At 48.3% G+C, this 20,492-nt stretch carries 19 protein-coding genes; 13 read left to right on the top strand and 6 right to left on the bottom strand.

Features of this window, described 5'->3' with window-relative positions; all coding sequences use genetic code 11:
- The first annotated feature begins 41 nt into the window (after positions 1-41).
- Positions 42-899 carry a M15 family metallopeptidase gene (locus tag FHS17_RS24960; protein ID WP_167281164.1) on the top strand — a complete coding sequence of 286 codons (858 nt, stop codon included), beginning with the start codon at positions 42-44 and terminating at the stop codon, positions 897-899.
- Between the two features lie 91 nt (positions 900-990).
- Here FHS17_RS24960 and FHS17_RS24955 read toward each other — a convergent pair whose 3' ends face one another.
- On the bottom strand, positions 991-1,824 hold the full coding sequence (locus FHS17_RS24955; RefSeq protein ID WP_167281163.1) for a pentapeptide repeat-containing protein: 834 nt from the start codon (positions 1,822-1,824) through the stop codon (positions 991-993).
- 183 nt (positions 1,825-2,007) lie between these two features.
- Between FHS17_RS24955 and FHS17_RS24950 the strand changes: the two genes are divergently transcribed.
- The 10 genes from FHS17_RS24950 (at position 2,008) to FHS17_RS24905 (ending at position 12,787) form a co-directional block, all read left to right on the top strand.
- Complete coding sequence (locus FHS17_RS24950) at positions 2,008-2,976, top strand: quinone oxidoreductase family protein (protein WP_167281209.1); 969 nt, start codon at positions 2,008-2,010, stop codon at positions 2,974-2,976.
- Positions 2,977-3,166: 190 nt separating this feature from the next.
- Complete coding sequence (locus FHS17_RS24945) at positions 3,167-3,598, top strand: MerR family transcriptional regulator (RefSeq protein ID WP_167281162.1); 432 nt, start codon at positions 3,167-3,169, stop codon at positions 3,596-3,598.
- A gap of 2 nt (positions 3,599-3,600) precedes the next feature.
- The gene (locus FHS17_RS24940; RefSeq protein ID WP_167281208.1) at positions 3,601-4,836 is read left to right on the top strand and encodes an MFS transporter; all 1,236 of its coding nucleotides are present in this window, start codon (positions 3,601-3,603) and stop codon (positions 4,834-4,836) included.
- A 145-nt stretch (positions 4,837-4,981) separates the two neighbouring features.
- Complete coding sequence (locus tag FHS17_RS24935) at positions 4,982-6,079, top strand: glucuronyl esterase domain-containing protein (RefSeq protein ID WP_167281161.1); 1,098 nt, start codon at positions 4,982-4,984, stop codon at positions 6,077-6,079.
- A gap of 109 nt (positions 6,080-6,188) precedes the next feature.
- Positions 6,189-6,818 carry a DUF4004 family protein gene (locus FHS17_RS24930; RefSeq protein WP_167281160.1) on the top strand — a complete coding sequence of 210 codons (630 nt, stop codon included), beginning with the start codon at positions 6,189-6,191 and terminating at the stop codon, positions 6,816-6,818.
- 17 nt (positions 6,819-6,835) lie between these two features.
- Positions 6,836-7,507: a polymer-forming cytoskeletal protein gene (locus FHS17_RS24925; RefSeq protein WP_167281159.1), complete on the top strand. Its 672-nt coding sequence runs from the start codon at positions 6,836-6,838 to the stop codon at positions 7,505-7,507.
- An 18-nt stretch (positions 7,508-7,525) separates the two neighbouring features.
- Complete coding sequence (locus tag FHS17_RS24920; RefSeq protein WP_167281158.1) at positions 7,526-8,266, top strand: hypothetical protein; 741 nt, start codon at positions 7,526-7,528, stop codon at positions 8,264-8,266.
- A gap of 195 nt (positions 8,267-8,461) precedes the next feature.
- Positions 8,462-9,079 (top strand): TetR/AcrR family transcriptional regulator, encoded by a 618-nt coding sequence (locus tag FHS17_RS24915; protein ID WP_167281157.1) that lies wholly within the window; start codon positions 8,462-8,464, stop codon positions 9,077-9,079.
- 60 nt (positions 9,080-9,139) lie between these two features.
- A complete protein-coding gene (locus tag FHS17_RS24910; protein WP_167281156.1) occupies positions 9,140-10,999 on the top strand; it encodes an LTA synthase family protein in 1,860 nt (619 codons plus the stop codon).
- A gap of 132 nt (positions 11,000-11,131) precedes the next feature.
- Positions 11,132-12,787 carry an FAD-binding dehydrogenase gene (locus FHS17_RS24905; RefSeq protein WP_167281155.1) on the top strand — a complete coding sequence of 552 codons (1,656 nt, stop codon included), beginning with the start codon at positions 11,132-11,134 and terminating at the stop codon, positions 12,785-12,787.
- A gap of 11 nt (positions 12,788-12,798) precedes the next feature.
- On the opposite strand, the gene FHS17_RS24900 is transcribed toward FHS17_RS24905, so the two are convergent.
- From FHS17_RS24900 to FHS17_RS24885, 4 genes are read right to left on the bottom strand one after another with little or no spacing between them, the layout of a single operon-like run.
- On the bottom strand, positions 12,799-13,062 hold the full coding sequence (locus FHS17_RS24900) for a hypothetical protein (RefSeq protein WP_167281154.1): 264 nt from the start codon (positions 13,060-13,062) through the stop codon (positions 12,799-12,801).
- A gap of 56 nt (positions 13,063-13,118) precedes the next feature.
- Positions 13,119-14,126: a FecCD family ABC transporter permease gene (locus FHS17_RS24895; RefSeq protein ID WP_167281153.1), complete on the bottom strand. Its 1,008-nt coding sequence runs from the start codon at positions 14,124-14,126 to the stop codon at positions 13,119-13,121.
- Positions 14,123-15,136, bottom strand: a complete 1,014-nt coding sequence (locus FHS17_RS24890; RefSeq protein ID WP_167281152.1) for a FecCD family ABC transporter permease — start codon at positions 15,134-15,136, stop codon at positions 14,123-14,125. The genes FHS17_RS24895 and FHS17_RS24890 overlap by 4 nt, the downstream gene beginning before the upstream one ends.
- A 4-nt stretch (positions 15,137-15,140) precedes the next feature.
- Positions 15,141-16,121 carry an iron-hydroxamate ABC transporter substrate-binding protein gene (locus tag FHS17_RS24885; RefSeq protein WP_167281151.1) on the bottom strand — a complete coding sequence of 327 codons (981 nt, stop codon included), beginning with the start codon at positions 16,119-16,121 and terminating at the stop codon, positions 15,141-15,143.
- A gap of 212 nt (positions 16,122-16,333) precedes the next feature.
- On the opposite strand from FHS17_RS24885, the gene FHS17_RS24880 reads away from it, so the two are divergent.
- Both FHS17_RS24880 and FHS17_RS24875 read left to right on the top strand, forming a co-directional pair.
- Entirely contained in the window at positions 16,334-17,386 is a 1,053-nt protein-coding gene (locus FHS17_RS24880; protein WP_167281150.1) for an NAD(P)/FAD-dependent oxidoreductase, read from the top strand.
- Positions 17,387-17,491: 105 nt separating this feature from the next.
- Positions 17,492-18,181 (top strand): NAD-dependent epimerase/dehydratase family protein, encoded by a 690-nt coding sequence (locus FHS17_RS24875; protein ID WP_167281149.1) that lies wholly within the window; start codon positions 17,492-17,494, stop codon positions 18,179-18,181.
- Here FHS17_RS24875 and FHS17_RS24870 read toward each other — a convergent pair.
- On the bottom strand, positions 18,153-20,474 hold the full coding sequence (locus FHS17_RS24870) for a histidine kinase (protein WP_167281148.1): 2,322 nt from the start codon (positions 20,472-20,474) through the stop codon (positions 18,153-18,155). The two genes, FHS17_RS24875 and FHS17_RS24870, sit on opposite strands and share 29 nt — an antisense overlap.
- Positions 20,475-20,492: the final 18 nt, after the last annotated feature.

The raw sequence follows: 20,492 nt of genomic DNA, 5'->3' as shown, positions 1-20,492 counted from the left end.
CGCTATTCTTAATTGCATGAACAAGCAAAGGGGAATGGAACATGAGGAAGTGGGTTTTTGCGTTTTTACTTGTTATTCTGCTCAGCTATGGCGTCTCACACTATGTTACAAAAGATGCCGATGACAGCAAGGTTGAAATAGATGATGCGTCCGAGCCGCCGCAGGACGGCCAAATGATTAGCGTCAGTAAAGAACAGGTTTATCAGGGAGATCTGCTTCTCGTTAATACCGACTATGCCCTGCATCCCGAAGGGATCCGCTCAGATATTGTCTCGCTCTCGAAGCGTCAAGATCTGGTGAAGGGTTATGGCTTGCTGGATCAATCCGTCCAGCTGTCAGAATCGGTAGTTAAGTCGTTTAGCAAGATGGTGGAAGGGGCAAAAGAAGACGGTGTCGAGCATTTTCTGATCAACAGCGGTTATCGAGATGCCGATAAGCAGGATCAGCTTTATCGCGATATGGGCCATGACTATGCCCTGCCGGCTTATCACAGCGAGCATAATCTTGGGGTGTCGCTTGATATTGGCTCAACGGAAGCAAAGATGGATGAAGCAGAAGAAGGCAAATGGCTGAAGAAGCATTCGGCCGAATATGGGTTCATTTTGCGCTATCCGAAAGGAAAAGAAGAGATAACAGGCATCCAGTATGAGCCGTGGCATTTCCGTTATGTTGGTGTGGCGCATAGTGCGATTATGCAGGAGCAGGATCTTACGCTGGAGCAATATTTGGACAAGCTTAAGCAGACAAAGGCGATATCCATCACCATCGACGGGCAAAAATATACGGTCACTTATTATCCGATTGTAGGCGACAGTGCGACAGTCAATGTGCCGCAAGGCAAGCGGTATGATATTTCCGGCAACAATTATGACGGTGTGATTGTGACGGTGTATGAATAAAGGGAAAAGCGCACAGTGGTGCGCTTTTTTTGTTGATCAACGTTAAATACACAAGCGAAGCAAGCCGGTCATCGTCTAAGACGGGCTGGCTTTATTTGTTCCAGTGAGCGGGATAGACGAAGGACGGTGGAAGCTTGGTACTGGAATTGCCTTTTGCAGACTGAAGCTGGACCTGAGTAAGGAATAAAGTGTCGCGTAAGTCCGCTCCACTTAGATCGGTATCGCGCATATCCACACCGATGAGATCCGCGTGGCGGAGGTCAGCATTCCGTAGATCGGCCGCGATGAGATAAGCCCCCCGTAAGTTAGCCCCTCGGAGGTCCGCATCTTGAAGCTTGGCACCAATCAGATCTGCGCCACGTCCGATCGTTTTTTTGTGTCGAATGTTGGTCTTAATCTGCGGCGCTTGTGCCCGAACAAGCTCGCTTGCCTGCAGCAGCAACGTATTCACCTTGGCGCGGTGAGCGGCGACATCCAGCTCCAGCAATGCTTCAACGCTTAAGTGGGTGAGACGTTCTGTCTCCTCGATTGCCTCTCGAAGCTCTGTATGAATGGACTCAGCCGCTTGCTTCTCAAGTGCATCGGTCAAATACCAGAGCAGCTCGTGAAGTTGCCATATGGCAGGGAAAATGCTAAACATCTGCTTTGCGGTTTGTGGATCACGCTGCCAGTTGCGCCCGCCGAAAGTAACCTGTGAAACCTTTTGCCCGGCACCAAAGCAGTCATATACGGTGCAACCACGAAAGCCATGTTGTCGCAGCTTATTGTGAATGCCGCATCGGAAATCCTCCAGCAGATTACGGCAAGGTTGCCCGCTGTGTTTATCGATCGCAAAATCCCCGGATGCGGCAAAAGGAAGTGCAACGCAGCATAAGCCAAAGCAGCGTTCACAATCCCCTTTTAGATCCTTACGGTCAAGGAGCATTGGACTCCCTCCTTTTACTCTCTTATTCTCTTTATTTTATAAGATGCAAAGTGAGGGGGATAGGGAAAAAACAATTATATTACTTTATATGGATGAATTGGTTTGGAGAATGAATAAAGCACTTTCGAAGCATATTTAGTAGAATAATGATGATCACATATAAGGGGCAGCAAGATGAACAGCATGAAGGCATTAGTATTTGAACAGTTTGGCGGGCCGGAGGTATTGGCCTATAAGGAAATTGCAGCACCATCGCTTGAGCCCGGAACGGTATTGGTAAGAATGAAGGCGATTGGGCTGAACTATGCGGATATTTATCGCAGACGGGGTAACTATCATTTGGCGGGTGAACCACCTTATCTATTGGGCTACGAGGGTGCTGGCGTTGTTGAAGAGGTTAGCCCGGAGGTTGAAGGGCTGAAGCCAGGTGACCGAATTGCTTTCTGCGATGTGCCTTTTGCAAATGCAGAGCTGGTGCAGGTGCCGATCGCGAAGGCCATTCCGCTTCCTGAGGATATCAGCTTTGAGATAGCCGCGGCAGTATTGCTTCAAGGAATGACGGCGCATTATTTGACACATGACAGCTACAAGGTGCAGAAGGGTGACGAGGTGCTCGTCCATGCTGCAGCCGGTGGCGTTGGACAGCTATTGCTGCAGCTCGCGAAGCGGCAAGGAGCACGTGTGCTTGGGCTTGTCTCATCAGAGGCGAAGCAGGGAGCTGCGCTGGCAGCTGGTGCAGATGAAGCATTCCTCTACAATAGCAATTGGGTAGAGGAGGCCAAGAGCTGGTCATCTGATGGTGACGGAGTAACGGTTGCTTATGATTCGGTAGGTTCTACCCTGATGGACAGCTTCTCAGCTGTGCGGACCAAGGGAACGGTCGTCTTTTATGGCATGGCGGGAGGAGATCCAGCTTTTGTAGATCCTCGGATGTTGATGGACTCGTCGAAGACGTTAACAGGCGGCGATCTGTGGAATCATGTAACAACTCGGGAGGATCGAATCCGCCGTGCTACGGATTTGTTTGACTGGCTGCTTGAGGGGAGTCTGAGGCTAGAAACGCCTAGAACGTTCTCCCTTCAGGATGGCGCGGAAGCACACCGTCTGCTGGAGAGCCGGCAAAGCACCGGTAAAATTATTCTTATTCCATAAGTATCGGCTAAGCCGGGACATTCTCAGTACGGGAGTGATCCTGGCTTTTTTATCGAATGTAGCTGCTGCAAGTAGGACATCTTATCGATAGAGGAAAATGAAGGAGCTACTGTCAATTTACTAAAGTTAACGTTGACGTTAACATTAATCTGGTGGTATCGTAAAAGTACAGAAAGTAAGGAAAGAGGCGATGAACATCTTTTATAAAATCGAGGACGTTGCAAAGATGGTTGGCTTAACGAAGCGAACACTTCGTTATTATGAGGAGATTGGGCTGATGACTCCTCCAGATAGAAGTGAGGGTGGATTTCGTCTGTATACCGAAGCTCACGTAGAGCGGCTTAAGAAGCTTATTAATGCACGGGACGTGCTTGGTTTCTCACTGCAGGAGCTGCAGCAGTACGTTTCGATGAGCGAGGAGTTCATTAATCAGCGTGACGAGATCAAACAAACAGAAGACCGGGAATTACGGCTGCAGAAAATCAATGAACTTGAGCAAACGGTTGATAGACAGCTGGAGCTGATTGATCTGAAGCTTGAGAAAATGAAAAATATGCGTTCGGAAATTCACCTCTTGAAAGGTAAAATTACCGAAGCCAAATCGAAATATAAACAGGAGTGATGATGAGCGTGGCAAATTCATCTCAATCAGATTCGTTAACAGAAGAGAAAGGCGGGTTTTTCAGCCAGCCCCACGCGGTATGGGCAGTTTTTTTCGCAGGTATCATCGCATTCATGGGGATTGGTCTTGTTGACCCGATCTTGAAAGCTATTGCCGAAGAGATGCATGCATCAGCTAGTGAAGTAAGCCTATTGTTCACCAGCTACAATGCGGTTATGGCGGTAGCCATGTTGATTACCGGTGTTGTGACCTCACGCATTGGCATCAAATGGACGCTTCTGCTTGGTGTCGTCATTATTGCGATTTTCTCGCTGCTAGGCGGGTTGTCGAATAACATATGGGCACTTGTTGGCTACCGTGCCGGCTGGGGTCTCGGTAATGCTTTCTTTGTTGCAACGGCCTTGACTGCTATCGTATCCTTGTCCAAAAGCGGCGTGACAAAAGCAATTATCCTTTATGAAGCCGCTATTGGTATTGGTATTTCAGTAGGTCCTCTGCTTGGCGGTGAGCTTGGTTCGATCTCATGGAGAGGCCCTTTTCTGGGGGTAGCCGGTCTGATGGTTATCGCATTCCTTGCGATTACCTTTATGATGCCCAAAGCAGCAGGTGCGCCAAGAGCAGCTGCAACTAATGCTAGAAAAACGTCTTTGCTTGATCCGTTTCGGGCATTAAGACATCGTCCACTTGTTGTCTTTGGTCTGACGGCTTGCTTCTATAACTTCGGCTTCTTTACGCTGATGGCTTATGCTCCGTTTGTAATGGGCTTAGGTATTCATGGGCTCGGCTATGTGTTCCTCGGCTGGGGGATTCTGCTTGCCGTTACTTCCGTATTTATGGCACCTTGGCTGCAGCGGAAATTCGGTACCGTAAGATCGATGGCGGTTATGTTGACGCTGTTTGGACTTACTTTGCTTGCGATGGCGATCTGGACCGATACGCAATGGGTTATTATCGCAAGTGTCATCTTTGCAGGCGCCTTGCTTGGGAACAACAACACGTTAATTACGACTGGTGTTATGAATGCCGCTCCGATTGAGCGTTCCACCGCTTCTGCTGCATACAGCTTCCTGCGCTTTATTGGCGGGGCGATCGCGCCTTACTTCGCCGGCAAGCTGGCAGAATGGTATAACCCTCATATTCCTTTCTATGTAGGTGCAGGCTTTGTTATCTTATCTGTGCTGTTCATCCTGGCGAATCATAAGCATGTGAAGCATGTCGATCAGGCAGGCGGCCATTAATTAATAAATCATAAGAGCTATTTCTGCTGGTCCAATCAGGTCAGTTAGGAATAGCTCTTTATTTATAGAAAAGAGAAGGGATTAACATGCTTTTGGCAAATAAATGATTCATGTTGATCAAGTTCATGGGAGGATGTGCAGCAACATGCGAAAACTGCCTGATCCGTTTACGTTCCAGGATGGCCGCCGTGTTCTAACGAAAGCTGACTGGGAAGAACGCTCGAAGGAACTGCAAGAGCTGTTTCATTATTATATGTATGGTGTTATGCCGGATACATCGGGTGAACAGGTATTCTATGTCAAAACAGAGCAGGGATTACAGGTTCATGTTAAGCAGGGAGATGCGCAGGCTGTCTTTACCGCTAGGCTTAGCTTGCCGCCTGAAGATTGTGCGTTGGAAGGACCCTATCCGGTCATCTTCTCGATTGGCTCATTAGAGGGCTGGCACCCGGAAGGTACTGCTTTGACGAATCACATCGAGCAGGCGAACAAACGCGGTTATGCAGTAGTTACATTGCTGCCAGCCGAGATCGCTTCTGACAACTCCGCAAGAACAGGAGCTTTCTTCACTCTGTATCCATACTCAGCGGAGAAGGCAGATCCAGGTATCTTTGTTGCTTTAGGCTGGGCGGCGGGAAAAGTTATGGATGCGCTTCAGCAGCATCTTTATCCTAATCTCGACGCGGAACGAACCATTATTACCGGCTTCTCCAGATGGGGCAAAGCCAGCCTTGTTATTGGGATGATGGACAAGCGATTCACGCTTGTGAATCCTCATGCTTCAGGAGCGGGAGGAATGGCCTCCTTCCGGCACTCGTTCGAAGGGAAAAACTACCCTTGGGGAACAGCCGGCAGAAGTGAGCCGCTTGAAGCGCTGCATAGTGAAGGAGAGGCACATTGGTTTAACACAGCCTTCCTTCAGTTCAAGGACCCAGCGGAACTGCCATTCGACCAGCATCAGCTGGCGGCTCTAATAGCGCCGAGGGCACTGCTTTTAACAGGCGGATACGAGGATGATTGGGTGAATCCCGAAGGGATGTATGTCTCTTACGCCGAGGCGGAGCGGGTATTTGATTTCCTTGGTGCAGCCGAGCAGATTGGTATCGCATACCGAGCTGGCGGACATAACCGAACGCAGGAGGATCTTGACCATCTGCTCGAGTTTTGTGACTGGCGCTTAAGAGGAGTTCAGCCGGTTAGCTGCGACTTCAAATCCAACCTGTACGAGCCCTGGCAGGGCTAATACAATGTTAAAAGAAGCCGTTCCAGAAGCTTAATGCTGTGGACGGCTTCTTTTTGAGCTTAACAACGTAACAATGTTATGTTATATTAAAGGCAAGGGAGGCGTTAATGTGGAAGAAGAATTAATATCCAAGAAGGAATTGCTGGAGCTTACTGGCATTTCTTATGGACAGCTTTACCGATGGAAACGTAAAAACCTGCTGCCTGAGGAGTGGTTTATCCGCAAATCAGCGTTCACTGGGCAAGAGACATTTTTCCCAAAGCAGAAAATATTAGACAGAATCGATAAAATTGTTCATATGAAGGATGATCTTTCCTTAGATGAGCTTGCAGATATGTTCTCACCCGCGTCAAAGGCGATTTCGATCCCAATGAAGCAATTAATAGAACGAAACATTGTTTCGACAAATGCAGCAAAAACAGCGGAAGTCTATATCGGACAATCGGAGCTGTATACGTTCGAGCAGACATTATGTGTCTACGTGCTTGATTACTGTCTACAGACAGGTGAGATCAGCCTCGAAGAGGGTAAGACGTTAATCCCGACCTTCCTCGAGCACTATAAGAAGTTCAAGGAACAGCAGTGTGATCTGATTCTGCTTCGGAAGATGGGAGTCTCGGTGTTCTTTCTTGTACCTGCCGGCGGTGAAATTCATTTCGAAAGCGGAGTAAAGATCATCCTCCGAGTGGATGTGCCGGGGCTGATCGAGCAATTAAAATTGAAGTTAATGGCGATATAACGGAGGTGTACAATTTAATGGAAAATAACAGGAAGCTGATCATTACAGGAATCGGCAAATCAAATGGCGGTGATGTTCATCTCGCAAAGATCGAAGGAATGGGCAAAATCGAAGGAGATGTCAACTGTACGGAGTTTCAAGTGGATGGCACAGGCGATCTGCAAGGCAGCTTGAAAGCCATGAAAGCTGCGATTAATGGAATCGTTACGGTACACGGCAGTCTGCATGCCAATAAGTTTAACCTTGAGGGTAAATTGAAGGTAGAAGGCAACATGATCAGTGAGAATATCCGGATGAACGGCATGGTAACCGTGAAGGGCAACTGTGAGTCAGAAACCTTTGAAGCCAATGGACGAATGCAAATGGAGATGCTGAACGCAGGGCAGATTAAGCTGAGCTTGCAAGGCGCAAGCCGAATAGAGGAGATTGGCGGCGAAGATATTCAGATCCGTGAGCAGTCTAGTAAGGGCTTCGGCAAGTGGCTGCAATCCGCTCTGGGTCCATTCAGCAACAAACTGAATGCAGGGGTTATTGAAGGCGATCAAATCTACCTTGAAAATACAATGGCTGACATGGTGCGCGGCGGGAAAGTGAAAATTGGTCCGGGCTGCACGATTGGCAATGTGGAATACAAGCAAAGTCTTGATGTGCATAGCAGCTCGAAGATCATTAAGCATGTTCAAGTCTAAGAGGATGGAGGCGATCTTATGAATCAGCTTATAAGTGAAAAGACAAGAAGAAATCTAACGATTACCGGGAGCTCAAGCGTCATGGGTGGTATCTATAACAATGTCAAGATTGTTGGAGAAGGTACGATCGAGGGCGATACAGACTGCAAGAAGTTGAAGTGTATGGGGACGATGGAGATTAACGGTACGTTAGCCGCTGCTGATCAGGTGAGTATTGTTGGAACATGTGACATCAAAGGCGGACTGAAAGGCGGCATGCTTAAGACATCTGGTACTGTTGCAGTCGGCGGGATTACACAGCTCAGGGAGCTGAACATTTCTGGCACGATAGAGTCAAAGAACGACATATATAGTGAGAAGATCCATTTAAGAGGAATGCTTCATACAGCAGGAGATTGTGAAGCGGAATCGTTCACGGCACGGGGAATTTTCGAAATCGGAGGCTTGCTTAATGCCGGAAAGCTTGATATTAAACTGTACCGCGATTGCAAAGCACATGAGATTGGCGGTGGACAGATTACCATTCGTAAAGCGAGCTTAATGCATCCGCTCAGTTTATTTTTCAAACCTTCTTCCAGCGCAAGGCTTTCAGTGTCAGTTTTGGAAGGAGATCATATCTATTTGGAAAACACAATTGCTGATATAGTAAGAGGGAACAAAGTTGTGATCGGACCTGGCTGCGAAATTGGATTTGTCGAATATAAGGAACACTTCGAACAAAAAAAAGACGCCGTCGTAAAAGATAAACGAAAAGTTTAGGCGATTTTGTGATGTTTTGGCAGATCGATTGACATAACATCGGCCTTGCGCTAAAATTTCGCTGTGCGATCGTTCAGTGAAACTAGAGTAGTTGCTAAGAGCAGCAATGCAACTAATTCATGCTTACGAAGTAAGAATTGTCGTCAAGCGTATGCTTACGAAGTAAGCAACAATTCTTTTAAGGAGGTGGCGACGATGTCTCGCAACATCCGAAAAGAGCAAGCGGCTGAAACGCGTGAGAAAATACTAGAAGCTGCAAAATCATTATTTGCAGAAAAAGGATACCATGGAACCCCAGTACGAGAAATCACGAGGAAGATCGGGATGGGAGACGGTATCCTTTATCATTATTTTCCGGGCGGCAAGCGTGAAATTATGTCGGTGTTGCTACGTGAAAGCTTCGAGCACCGTAGAAAAGAAATACAGCAGATTAACCGCGTCATCGAGGAGATGGATCTTAGAGACGCGATGATGACTATTAAGCGCCGGATTTATGAGCTGTTTACGGCGGATATGGATTTGACACGGATTTTGTTCCGTGAGAATGAACTGCTTGGCTTTGAAGAAGCTGAGCAATTGACGACGCTGCTCCGCGAGCAGAGCGCCATCTTCGAAGAATTTCTGAAAGACCGGCATGAGAGAGGCGAGATTCGTGATCTTGATTTCCGGATAGCATCCAGACAATTCTTGTCCACAAGCTTACATGCGATTATGAGCAAATCGGTTGGGATTCAGCTACTTAACGAACCGGATGTTTATAAATACATGGAAGAGAATGTGGATTTTACAATAGATCTATGGAAAAATCCTTAAGCCACACATAGACAGCTAAGGATTATTTTTCGCGATTTGAAATGAAAGGTGATGACAAGGGTGTCTCTAATAACTAGATTCTTAAATAGACGTTTCTACTATTTCCTTATTATTTTGCTGATTAAGAGTATCGTTGCTCGTGATGTTGTTTTCGATAATGGCTTCTCGTGGCTTACGCTTCTGACTGAGGTTCCATTCTTTATTGCTGTGTTCTGTTTGATCGAATTCTTTGCAGGTAAACGCAAGATGCTGTACTACATGATTGTTAACCTGTTATTTACGGCCTTATACTTCGCGATTCTGATGTATTACAAATATTATGGCATTATTGTTAATACGGATGCACTTAGCCAAGCCGGTAAAATGAAAGAAGTAGGGGAAAGCACCTACTCGCTCATGGATCCTTATTATTTGCTGATCTTCCTTGATATTATCGTCATTGCGGTGGTATTAATTCTGCCGAAATTCAAGAAAGCCCGCCAATCGGCTGATCTGCGTCCTGTGCGCAGCAAAGCATGGATGGCAGCATTCGCATTATCTATTGTTGTATGTCTTGTTAACGTTTGGCCTAACCGCGCAAGTATGAACGAGAACAAGCAAGCTGAAGAAATGGGTCTGCTTGATTACGAAGTGTACAACATCATTGATAAAATGCTGGAAAACGAACCGGTTACGCCGATGGATCAAATTACGCAGGCGAAGATTGATGAGCTCAAAGGCATTACAGCGCCTGCATCGCCGAATAACTTTGGTGCTGCCAAAGGCAAGAACGTCATTATTCTTCAAATGGAATCGTATCAAGATTTCCTAGTTGGCCTTAAAGTAGGCGGCGTGGAAATTACGCCAAACATGAACAAGCTGGTTCAAGAGGCAACACATTTCACGCACTTCTATGCAATGGCTGGGCAAGGTACAACTTCCGATGCCGAGTATGTGGTAAATACGTCCCTTTATGTTCCTAAGCATAAAGCAGCAACAGACGTGAACGTAGATAAAGTATTGCCAAGCTTACCTAAGCTGATGCAAGAGAACGGCTACTCGACAGCGACATTCCATACGAACGCCGTTGAGTTCTGGAACCGTACAGAACTGTACTCGTCGCTTGGCTGGGAAAAGTATTATGATCAACAGTTCTACGGTGATGAAGACCATGTAGCCTTCGGCGCTTCTGACGAAGTGCTGTATGCGAAGACGCTGCCTGAACTTGCGAAAATGGATCAGGCGGATAAGCCGTTCTATGCACAAGTCATTTCGATGAGCGCGCATCATCCGTACAACATTCCGACTTCGAAATACCGGATTGAGCTTCCTGCAGAGTTCAAGGATGACAGCTTGGTTACTCGTTATCTTAAAGCACAAAATTATGCTGACTTTGCACTTGGCCAATTCATTGACGGCTTGAAATCAAGCGGTCTGTGGGATGACAGCATCGTCCTCATGTACGGTGACCACCAAGGTCTGCCATTGTACTCGCTGGATGATGATGAAAAAGCATTGATGAAAGAAATGCTTGGTACAGACTACGGTCATACCGAAATGTTTAACATCCCACTTATTATGCACGTTCCAGGCGTAACTCAACCGTTGGTAAACGATAAAGTTGGCGGTCAAATTGACATCCTGCCAACCGTTGCGAATCTGGTTGGTGCATCGATGAAGAATCAGATCCACTTTGGTGAAGACCTTCTGAACCAAAGCTCGGAGCTCATTCCAATGCGTCACTTCCTGCCTAGCGGATCAGTGATTGATAACGAAAACCTTTATGTACCGGGTCTTGAATATGAAGACGGTACGAACCATAAAGTAGTTGATGGTACAGAGACAACAGAAGGCGGCGTAACCGAAGACGAGTACAACAGAGCACTTGAACTGTTGCATCTGTCCGACAGCTACGTACAGCAGCTTCCTCTTAAAAAATAAATAAATGGCATTAGATCTAGGGCTCCCTTTCCAGGAAGGGGAGCCCTTTTCTTGTCTTGACATCGATTGGAAGTGATTAATAATAAAATTATGAATATCTGCTGGTTCATAGCGGCTGGGGGAGTATAGCTGATGAAGTATGATGCAATTGTAGTAGGCGCAGGTCTTGCTGGACTAGTGGCAGCGGGAGAGATCGCGGATGCGGGGAAACAAGTGCTATTGCTTGACCAAGAACCAGAAGCATCGATCGGTGGACAGGCTTGGTGGTCCTTCGGAGGATTATTCCTAGTGAACTCGCCTGAGCAACGAAGGCTTGGTATTAAAGATTCGAGGGAGCTCGCTTGGCAGGATTGGCTTGGAGCAGCAGGCTTTGATCGAGATGAGGATGAGGATTACTGGGGCAGGCAATGGGCGGAGGCTTATGTCTCTTTTGCAGCAGGAGAGAAAAGAGAATGGCTGCGCGGGATGGGCATACGGTTCTTTCCGGTTGTTGGATGGGCGGAGCGTGGCGGATATTTGGCCGAAGGACATGGCAATTCGGTACCGCGGTTCCACATTGTATGGGGGACAGGCCCTGCTATTGTTGCACCGTTCGAGAAGCGTATTCGTGAGCATATGGCAAGCGGCAGGCTGATCTATAAGCCCCGGCATAGAGTAGACCGGCTGCTGAGCAGCGGCGATGCGATTATAGGCGTGGCTGGTATTGTCTTGGAACCAAGCACAGCTGCACGAGGTGAGGCCAGTTCAAGAGTGGCAATTGGAGATTTCGAATATGAAGCGAATGCTGTAGTCGTAACGAGCGGTGGCATCGGGGGCAACCATGAGCTTGTCCGTCAAAGCTGGCCAAGCCGTCTTGGAACACCTCCTGCCCGTATGCTGTCAGGTGTACCAGCGCATGTCGACGGAAGAATGCTTGGTATTACGGAGGAAGCGGGCGGACAGATCGTGAACCGGGACCGGATGTGGCATTATACCGAAGGGATTAAGAACTGGAATTCCGTATGGGACAACCATGGCATCCGGATATTACCGGGACCGTCTTCGATCTGGCTGGATGCACGTGGTCAGCGGTTCCCGGCTCCCAACTTCCCGGGCTTTGATACATTAGGTACGCTGGAGACTATACAGAAAACGGGCTATGACTACTCCTGGTTTATATTGACGCAGAAGATTATAGAGAAGGAGTTCGCGCTCTCCGGCTCGGAGCAGAATCCCGATTTGACGGGAAAGAGCGTCCGGCAGGTTCTCTCCCGGGCGCTGCCTGGTGCGTCCGGTCCCGTGCAGGCCTTCATGGATAAAGGCGAAGACTTCATTGTGGCTAATCATTTGGCGGAGCTTGTGGCGGGTATGAATCGGCTGACCGGCGAGAACTTGCTTGATTATGCTTCAATTGAGCGCCAGTTAATCGCTAGAGACCGGGAGATCGACAACAAATTTACGAAAGACCTGCAAATCACCGCTCTTCGCGGAGCCCGCAGCTACATTGGCGATAAACTGATTCGGGTAGCGCCTCCTCATAAGCTGCTTGATCCGAAGAACGGCCCGCTGATTGCAGTTCGGCTTAACATCGTCAGCCGCAAGACGCTTGGCGGATTGCAGACGGATCTGTCTGCTCGCGTCTTGAACGCGGCGGGCGACGCCATCCCGGGCCTTTATGCCGCAGGCGAGGCATCCGGTTTTGGCGGCGGCGGTATGCATGGTTACCGCGCGCTGGAAGGTACCTTCCTCGGCGGCTGCCTCTACAGCGGCCGAGTTGCCGGCCGCGCCATTGCACGCGAGCTGGGTTGAGTGACTGGAGCTCAGCTCAGCTCGAGGAGCGTTTGTTGGTTTACCAATTCCCTCGTAATTCGTTGGATTTCATCCAGCAAAATTGATTTTGAGATTGCCAGCTGCGGGTTATGTTGGATTCCATCCAATCCATTCCGCGCATCATGAGCATTCTCGGCCATTTGTGCTGAAATCTGCTGGATAGAATCCAATGCAGCAATGGTTACTTGGCTAGGATGCACCATTCTGTTGGATAAAGTACAGTCTAGCGTATGTGAATTTACGTGCATGAACACACCAAATAAGCTCCCAAGCAGATCCACTGCTTGAGGGCTTATTTCTTTTATTTCTTCTATTTCTTTAGCAGCAAAATTAAGAAGTATGGTGCGCCGATCAGGGACACGACGATCCCGGCTGGTAAGCCGCCGGCAATATCGACCTGACGGCCAATTGTATCAGCGAGTACGAGCAGCCATCCACCAAACAGGATGGAGATCGGGATGAACAATTGATTACGCGGGCCAACTAAGGCTTTCGCTATATGCGGCGCGAGCAGCCCGATGAAGGCGATACCGCCTGTCACGGACACGGCAGATGCCGCCAGGGCAACAGCCGAGAAGAGCAGCACAACACGTTCCTTCGTCAGTGAGATACCGACGCCAACCGCTATATGCTCATTCAAAGAGAGAATGTTGAGGCGGTTCGCCTTGTACAGCGTAAATGGAATAAAGATGATGAGCCATGGAAGCATGGCCCAAATAAACGGCCAATCTGTTCCCCAGATGCCGCCGGCAATCCATTTGGCGATGAAATCCACTTTCTCGCGGTCTGCTGAGGATATAAGGACGATCATAACGCCGCTAAGCGCCAATTGGAAGCCGATGCCCGTCAGCACCATACTAACCGGCTGGATGCCCACATGTCTTTTCCAGGAGAACAGAGTAATTAGGCATGCGGTTGCCAAGGCGCCGATAAAGGCGACAACCGGCAGGGCATAGACGAAAGGACCAGCCTCCGTCGGAAAGAACAGGAAGAAGACTGTAATTGCCACGCCTGCCCCCGAGTTAATACCGATAATACCGGGATCAGCCAGATCATTGCGTGATACGCCTTGCAGAATCGAGCCGGATAGAGCAAGCGCCATACCAGCCAGTAGAGTAATGATGACACGCGGCATCCGTATGTCAAACAGAATGAAGTTTTCCTTTTTCGAACCGTCCCCAAACAGAACAGGTAATAACCTTTTAAAGGTCAAGGTTGAATAACCAAGGCTAAGACTAGTAATGATGGTCGCGATAATAAGCAGCAGCAGGATGCCAAGGATAATACGTTGTTTTCGAACCAAATAAGATAACATCATTTGAGTGCTTTGCCTCCTCTTCTAACGATAATGAGGAAGAAAGGCAGACCTACAACCGCAATAATCGCTGCAACCGGCGTTTCATACGGCGCATTGATCGTCCGGCCGATCAAATCCGCGAGCAGCATGAAGGAAGCACCTACAATAGCGGACATCGGAACGGAATAACGATAGTCTTGACCGACAATAGCGCGGACCATATGCGGAATCATGAGGCCTAGGAAGGCCAGATTGCCGACAAGTGCAACAGATGCGCCAGCAAGCAGAATTGTAACAGTGAATAGGATTCCTTTAATTAGACCGGTTTTTTGCCCAAGGCTGGTTGCCACATCTTCACTCAGGCTAAGTACGGTCAGCTGCTTCGACATCGCGATTGCAATAAGAATACCAACCACGATAACTGGAACAATCATTTGAAGCTGTCCCCAGGAGGTTCCGATCAACCCCCCGGATGTCCACATGTTAACATCTTTGGATACTTTAAAGGTAAGGCCGACGCCTTCTGCAACGGCGTATAGAAATGTAGAAACAGCTGCTCCCGCCAAAACGATACGAATAGGGGAGAAGCCGCCTCGTTTTGCTGCACCAATTCCGATAACGAGAATCGAACCAAGGGCAGCTCCGATAAAGCATGCGATCATAATGCCGAAGTAATTAATGCTAGGGAATAACGCAACCGTTACTGCAAGGGCGGCATTTGCTCCGGCAGATAAACCGAGAAGCCCCGGATCTGCCAGCGCATTCCGAGTCACACCTTGCATAATGGCGCCGGATACGGCCAGTGCCGCACCAACAAAGATTGCCGCGATTTCACGTGGCAGCCTGATTTCGCGCAAAAGCGTCACTTTCTCACTTGTATCGTGAGGTGACGTCAGCGCGAGCCATGTTTCATGGACCGTGGTGTCGGCAGCACCGAACACCATGGCCAGGAAGAAGATTGCGATAAAGAGTACGATCCCTACTAGCAGCTTGATAACAAAAGGGATAGGTCGTCTCGTTTCTTGTATCATGAGATTATTGACCCAGGAACTGCTCTTTAAAGAAGTTCAGTTGATAATCAAGCGTATAGGCATCATTGAAGTAGAAGCCTCTAGCATCTGCTGTGATGACATGATTATTTTTTACAGCCGGGATGTTCTTGTAAGTTTCGGTTTCAGTAATGGAGCCAGCTGTATCTTTGCTTTGGCTGAAGACGATATAGTCGCCGGCGTATTCAGGAAGCACTTCTAGTGACAACGCATACCAGCCGTCTTTCAAGGTCATGTCTTTTACTTTCTGCGGCATCTTCAGGCCCATCGCCTGGTACAGAATTTCGGTGCCGCGGCCCCAAGCATCTCCGAACATATACAATTCCTTGTCGAAGTTCTCGATGACGGTAACCGTAGAGTCCTCACCGATTTTAGCTTTAATATCTTTGCCGATTTGGGCAGCACGTGCTTTGAAGTCTTCCACCCAAGCCGTCGCTTCTTTTTCCTTGTTAACGGCTTTGCCGACCTCAATATGCTGCTGCAGGTAATCAACCTTATTGTAAGTGAAAATAACAGTTGGAGCGATTTCCTTTAGTTTATCGATGTTCTTTGTTGTTTCTGTGCCAATAATCAGATCCGGCTCCAGCTCGAGAATTTTCTCGAGATCTTCTTCGGATACTTCGGTTACATCCTTCAACTGCTCAGTAAAGTTAGGATTGTCTTTCGCCCAGTTGGTGACGCCAATAGGAGTGATGCCAAGGGAGATCAAGCTGCCTGTATAAGAAGAAAGATCAACAATACGCTGCGGATTAGCAGGTACTTCCATTGGGCCGCTTTCCGATTGGAACGTGATGTTGCCTGTTGCTTCAGCAGCTGTGTCTGCGGATGGCGAAGCATTGGCTGCCCCGGCATTGTTTGTTGCGGCAGTGTTCTCAGTTCCTGCGTTATTGCTTGTGTTACTGTTGTTTCCGCATGCGCTCAGAATGATAACGAAGAGCATCATGAGAGAGATAAGTGCTTTTTTCATGGTGGTGTAAATCTCCTTTTCTATAAGTGAAATAATTGCATGCTGAGGATCATATAGCTAAGAGTGTGTGATAATGATTATCACTATTAGTGCCATTTACTAAATTATAGTGATTTAGTCGGATTGTCAATGCTTATTGAAAAATGTTCTCAAAAGCCGTATACTATTGATAATGATAATCAATGACAGTGCTTTTCCGAGGAGGAACGTTCATGCTGCAAGAGGAATTGTTTGATGTAACGGTAATTGGGGGCGGACCTGCGGGGCTGTATTCTACTTTCTATAGCGGGCTTAGAGAAATGAAGACGAAGCTTATCGAGTTCCAGCCTTTTCTAGGCGGAAAGGTCCATGTTTACCCTGAGAAAATGATCTGGGACATCGGCGGTTTAACTCCTACTCCAGGAGCACAGTTAATTGATCAGATTGTGAAGCAAGGGCTGACGTTTGATCCAGAGGTTGTATTGAATGAGAAGATCGAATCCATTACACGTAATGAAGATAATATTTTCGTGCTGCAAGGCTCCTCGGGACGTATTCATTATTCGAAGACGGTCATCATCGCAGTTGGCGGTGGTATTCTGAATCCGAAGAAGATCGCAATTGAGGGCGCAGAGAAATTTGAGGTAACAAACCTTCATTATACGGTGAAATCATTGAAGAGATTTAAAGATAAGAACGTGATCATTTCCGGTGGAGGCAACTCGGCTGTTGACTGGGCGATGGAGCTGCTTCCGTTCGCGAAGAAAATCTACATTACATATCGCAAAGAGGCCTTGTCCGGGCATGAAGCGAATGTAACAACCCTAATGAACAGTCCGAAAGTGGAATGCTTGTTCCATACTGAAATTACAAAACTGCTCGCGAGCGCAGGCGATGAGCTGGTGGAACGCGTCGAGCTGACCCATAGCGAGTCAGGTGAAGTATCACATCTGGATATTGATGATGTCGTTATTAATCACGGTTATGAACGGGATTCCTCCTTACTCGAGAACAGCAAGCTTAACATTGAGATGGTTGATGACTGGTATGTAAAAGGTACTCCGAGCGGCGAGTCCTCCGTACCGGGTCTATATGCTGCAGGCGATATTTTGATGCATGATGGCAAACTTCATTTGATCGCGGGAGCTTTCCAAGATGCAGCTAATGCGGTGAACAGAGCGAAATCTTATATTCAACCGGATGCTAATGCATACGGAATGGTCTCATCCCATAACGAAGTATTTAAAGAACGGAACCGCGAGCTTGTGAAGCAAATGATGGCTTAACATATAGAAGGAAGACGAGGCAGAGAGAATTTGCCTCGTCTTTTTTTGTTGCTAGGCCTATGCCATAATGATTGTAGTGCCTGTTAATAAGGGAGAGATGCGAGAATGGAAACAAAGCAGCCGAAAGAGAAAATAAGAGCGATTATTACGGGAGCTACAGGTATGGTCGGGGAAGGTGTTCTGATGGAATGCCTGCAGCATCCGGATGTTGAACAGGTACTTGCTATTACTCGTCGGCCAATTGGTGTTACGCACCCGAAGCTGAAGGAAATCATACATAAGGATTTTTATGACTTAACCCCGATTCAGAATGAGCTTAAAGGATACAATGCCTGCTATTTCTGCCTTGGCGTCTCGTCGGTTGGTATGTCGGAGGCAGACTACACTCGTGTGACCTATGATCTGACGATGCATGTTGCACGCTTGCTATCGAGCTTGAACGAGGACATGGTGTTCTGCTATGTAACCGGCGCCAGCACAGACAGCACAGAGCAGGGCAAAGTAATGTGGGCTAGGGTGAAAGGAAGAACGGAGAATCACCTTCTGCAGCTGCCGTTCCGCCGTGCTTTCATGTTCCGACCAAGCTATATGCACCCAACGAAGGGGCAAGTGAGGGTTCCGAAATGGGCCTATGCGCTGACGTGGCTGTATCCGATCTTAAGACCTTTGTTCCCTAATCATCTTATTACGCTTCGGCAGGTTGGTCTTGCCATGATCCAAACCTTTTACACAAGTTATGAACGCCATATTCTCGATCCAAAAGATATTATTGCTCTTGCGAAGGAAGGCAGCTAACGACCATCACATCCATGTTGCGGCCGTTCTGCAATATCTTCTTTACGATGGACGGTCGGAACATTCTCGCGAGCCAGCTCCTTTTCTCCTGACCAATAATGAACTGCGTACTATGTAGCGCATTGGCATGGGTGAGCAGAAAAGCCGAAAGATATTGTGTCTGTCTCATCTCTTTAACAACAAACATTCCGCCTAGCTGCTCCGTTAATTGAAGGAGCTCCTTCATACGACGGTCTATTGCGTGTCCGCCGCCATTATGAACGACCATGACATGCCATTCGGCCTTAAGCCGGTGGGCGATACGGAAGCCTCTGCGAATCAGCCGATCGGCTTGTGCAAGGTCTGTTATGGCTACAAATATGACCTCCTGCCTCCGCCACGGACCACGCAGCGATCCTGTCCGTTCCCAAGCCTCAAGCCTTTCATCCACATCATCCGCAATTTCGCGCAAGGCCAGTTCACGCAGAGCAATTAGATTGCCAAGCTGAAAAAAGGCACCAAGCGCCTGTTCGACCTTGCCCATGGCATAGATTCTGCCTTCCCGCATTCGTTCCTGCAACGCTCTAGGCGATACATCAATAAGCTCTACTTCATCGGCGATGCGCAGCATGCTGTCGGGTACCGTCTCTCTGACCCGAACCCCTGTTATTTGCTCGACAGCGTCATTTAAGCTTTCGAGATGCTGGACATTAACGGTGGAAATAACCGAGATGCCGGCATCCAGAATGAAACGGACATCTTCATATCTCTTCTTGTTTACACTGCCCGGCACATTCGTATGGGCAAGTTCATCGATAAGGACCACCTCAGGAAATCGCTTAAGAATAGCAGGGACGTCCATCTCCTCCAGCAGCATATCCTTATAGGCTATTTGTGCTCTTGGAATAGAGGGCAGCTCCGCCACCTGCTCCATTGTGTCCTTGCGGCCATGTGTCTCAAGAAGACCAATCACGACATCAATGCCTTTGCGGAGGAGGACATTACCCTCACGGAGCATGGTGTACGTTTTTCCCACTCCGGGTGCTGCACCAATATATACTTTGAAGGTACCGCGTTTCATACGCTCGGTCGTTTGCTTTTTCTCGGCAATGCTGAGTCTTTTATAAGTAGAGCGGGACTCCGTGCGATGCCTCGCAGGAAGAATACGTTCTCCTTCCTGATCTGTCCGATCAGCGACAAAGAAGAGATCGATTGGTTTGGCTTGCTGCAAGATCCCATTAGCGATGGAGCCATGAAGCAGCTCCTGCAGCCAGGTATGCTTGGAGTGGCCCAGTACAATGCGGGTTACACCATGGGCCATCGCATACTCGGTAATATGCTGGGACAGCAGGCGCCGATGAAGGCGGGGGACAACCAGCTCCTCGAAGGATGCCCCAATCTTTTGCGTGAGCTTCATGATCGAACGCTTAAATGCAGCAGCTTCTTTTGATAAAGAGGTATTATCCGATATGAACGATACGACGAGCAGTTCCCCGCTCAGCCGCTTCGCTACTTGCTGACCGCGCCGGATATGGATAGAGCCGTTCCAATGATACTGTACCGTCACAAGTATTCGCTCGGATGCGCCGGAGGGGCCAATAAGACCTTGATTCCTCCGATGATGCTCCAATGATCCGTTGACATCCTCGGCCATCAGGCGCAGAGCGAGTTCGCGCAGCTTATCAAGATTTCCCCTCCGAAGCAGGTGAGGAGACTGGGTGTTACGTAGATGACCTTCGTTTAATCGTGTCAAAATGGTCTCAGGCGAAACGTCGATAAGCCGCACTTCATCCGCAAACTCTAAAATATCATCCGGCACGGTACACTCGGCCTCAATCCCTGTTAACTGATAAGCAAGATCGCAAACGCCGTCCAGTTCATACACATTGATCGTCGTCATGACGCTTATTCCGCATTTGAGCAGATGCTTGATATCATCGAGCCGGGAAGGAAACTCTGCCTCTTGGCGGTTGCGATGGGCAAGCCCATCAACGAGCAAGACTTCGGGATTACGCGTCTTTATGGCTCTTAAGTCAAGATCCTTCCACTCGACTCCTTCCTTAAACCAGTGAATGCTGGGAATACGTTCGATTTCGCTGAGCTGCTCCATCGTCTCGGGCCTTTGCCTCGTCGAGACAGCACAGGCTACGACATCAATGCCTTGCTTCTGAAGCTGCTGGCCATCGCGCAGCATATGGTAGGTTTTACCGGTACCGCTAACCGCACCAATATAGATTTTAAGCCGTCCGTGATGGAGCTTGGCTATGGCTTGCAGAAGCTCTTCGGGTGTTTTTCGACGGTAGCCGTTGTCCATGACGGGTGTTCCTCCTTC

This window comes from Paenibacillus lupini, from assembly GCF_011761355.1.
Taxonomy (GTDB): Bacteria; Bacillota; Bacilli; order Paenibacillales; family Paenibacillaceae; genus Pristimantibacillus; species Pristimantibacillus lupini.
Note: the sequence above shows the minus strand (reverse complement) of the source record. Positions and strands in the feature narration are given on the sequence as shown.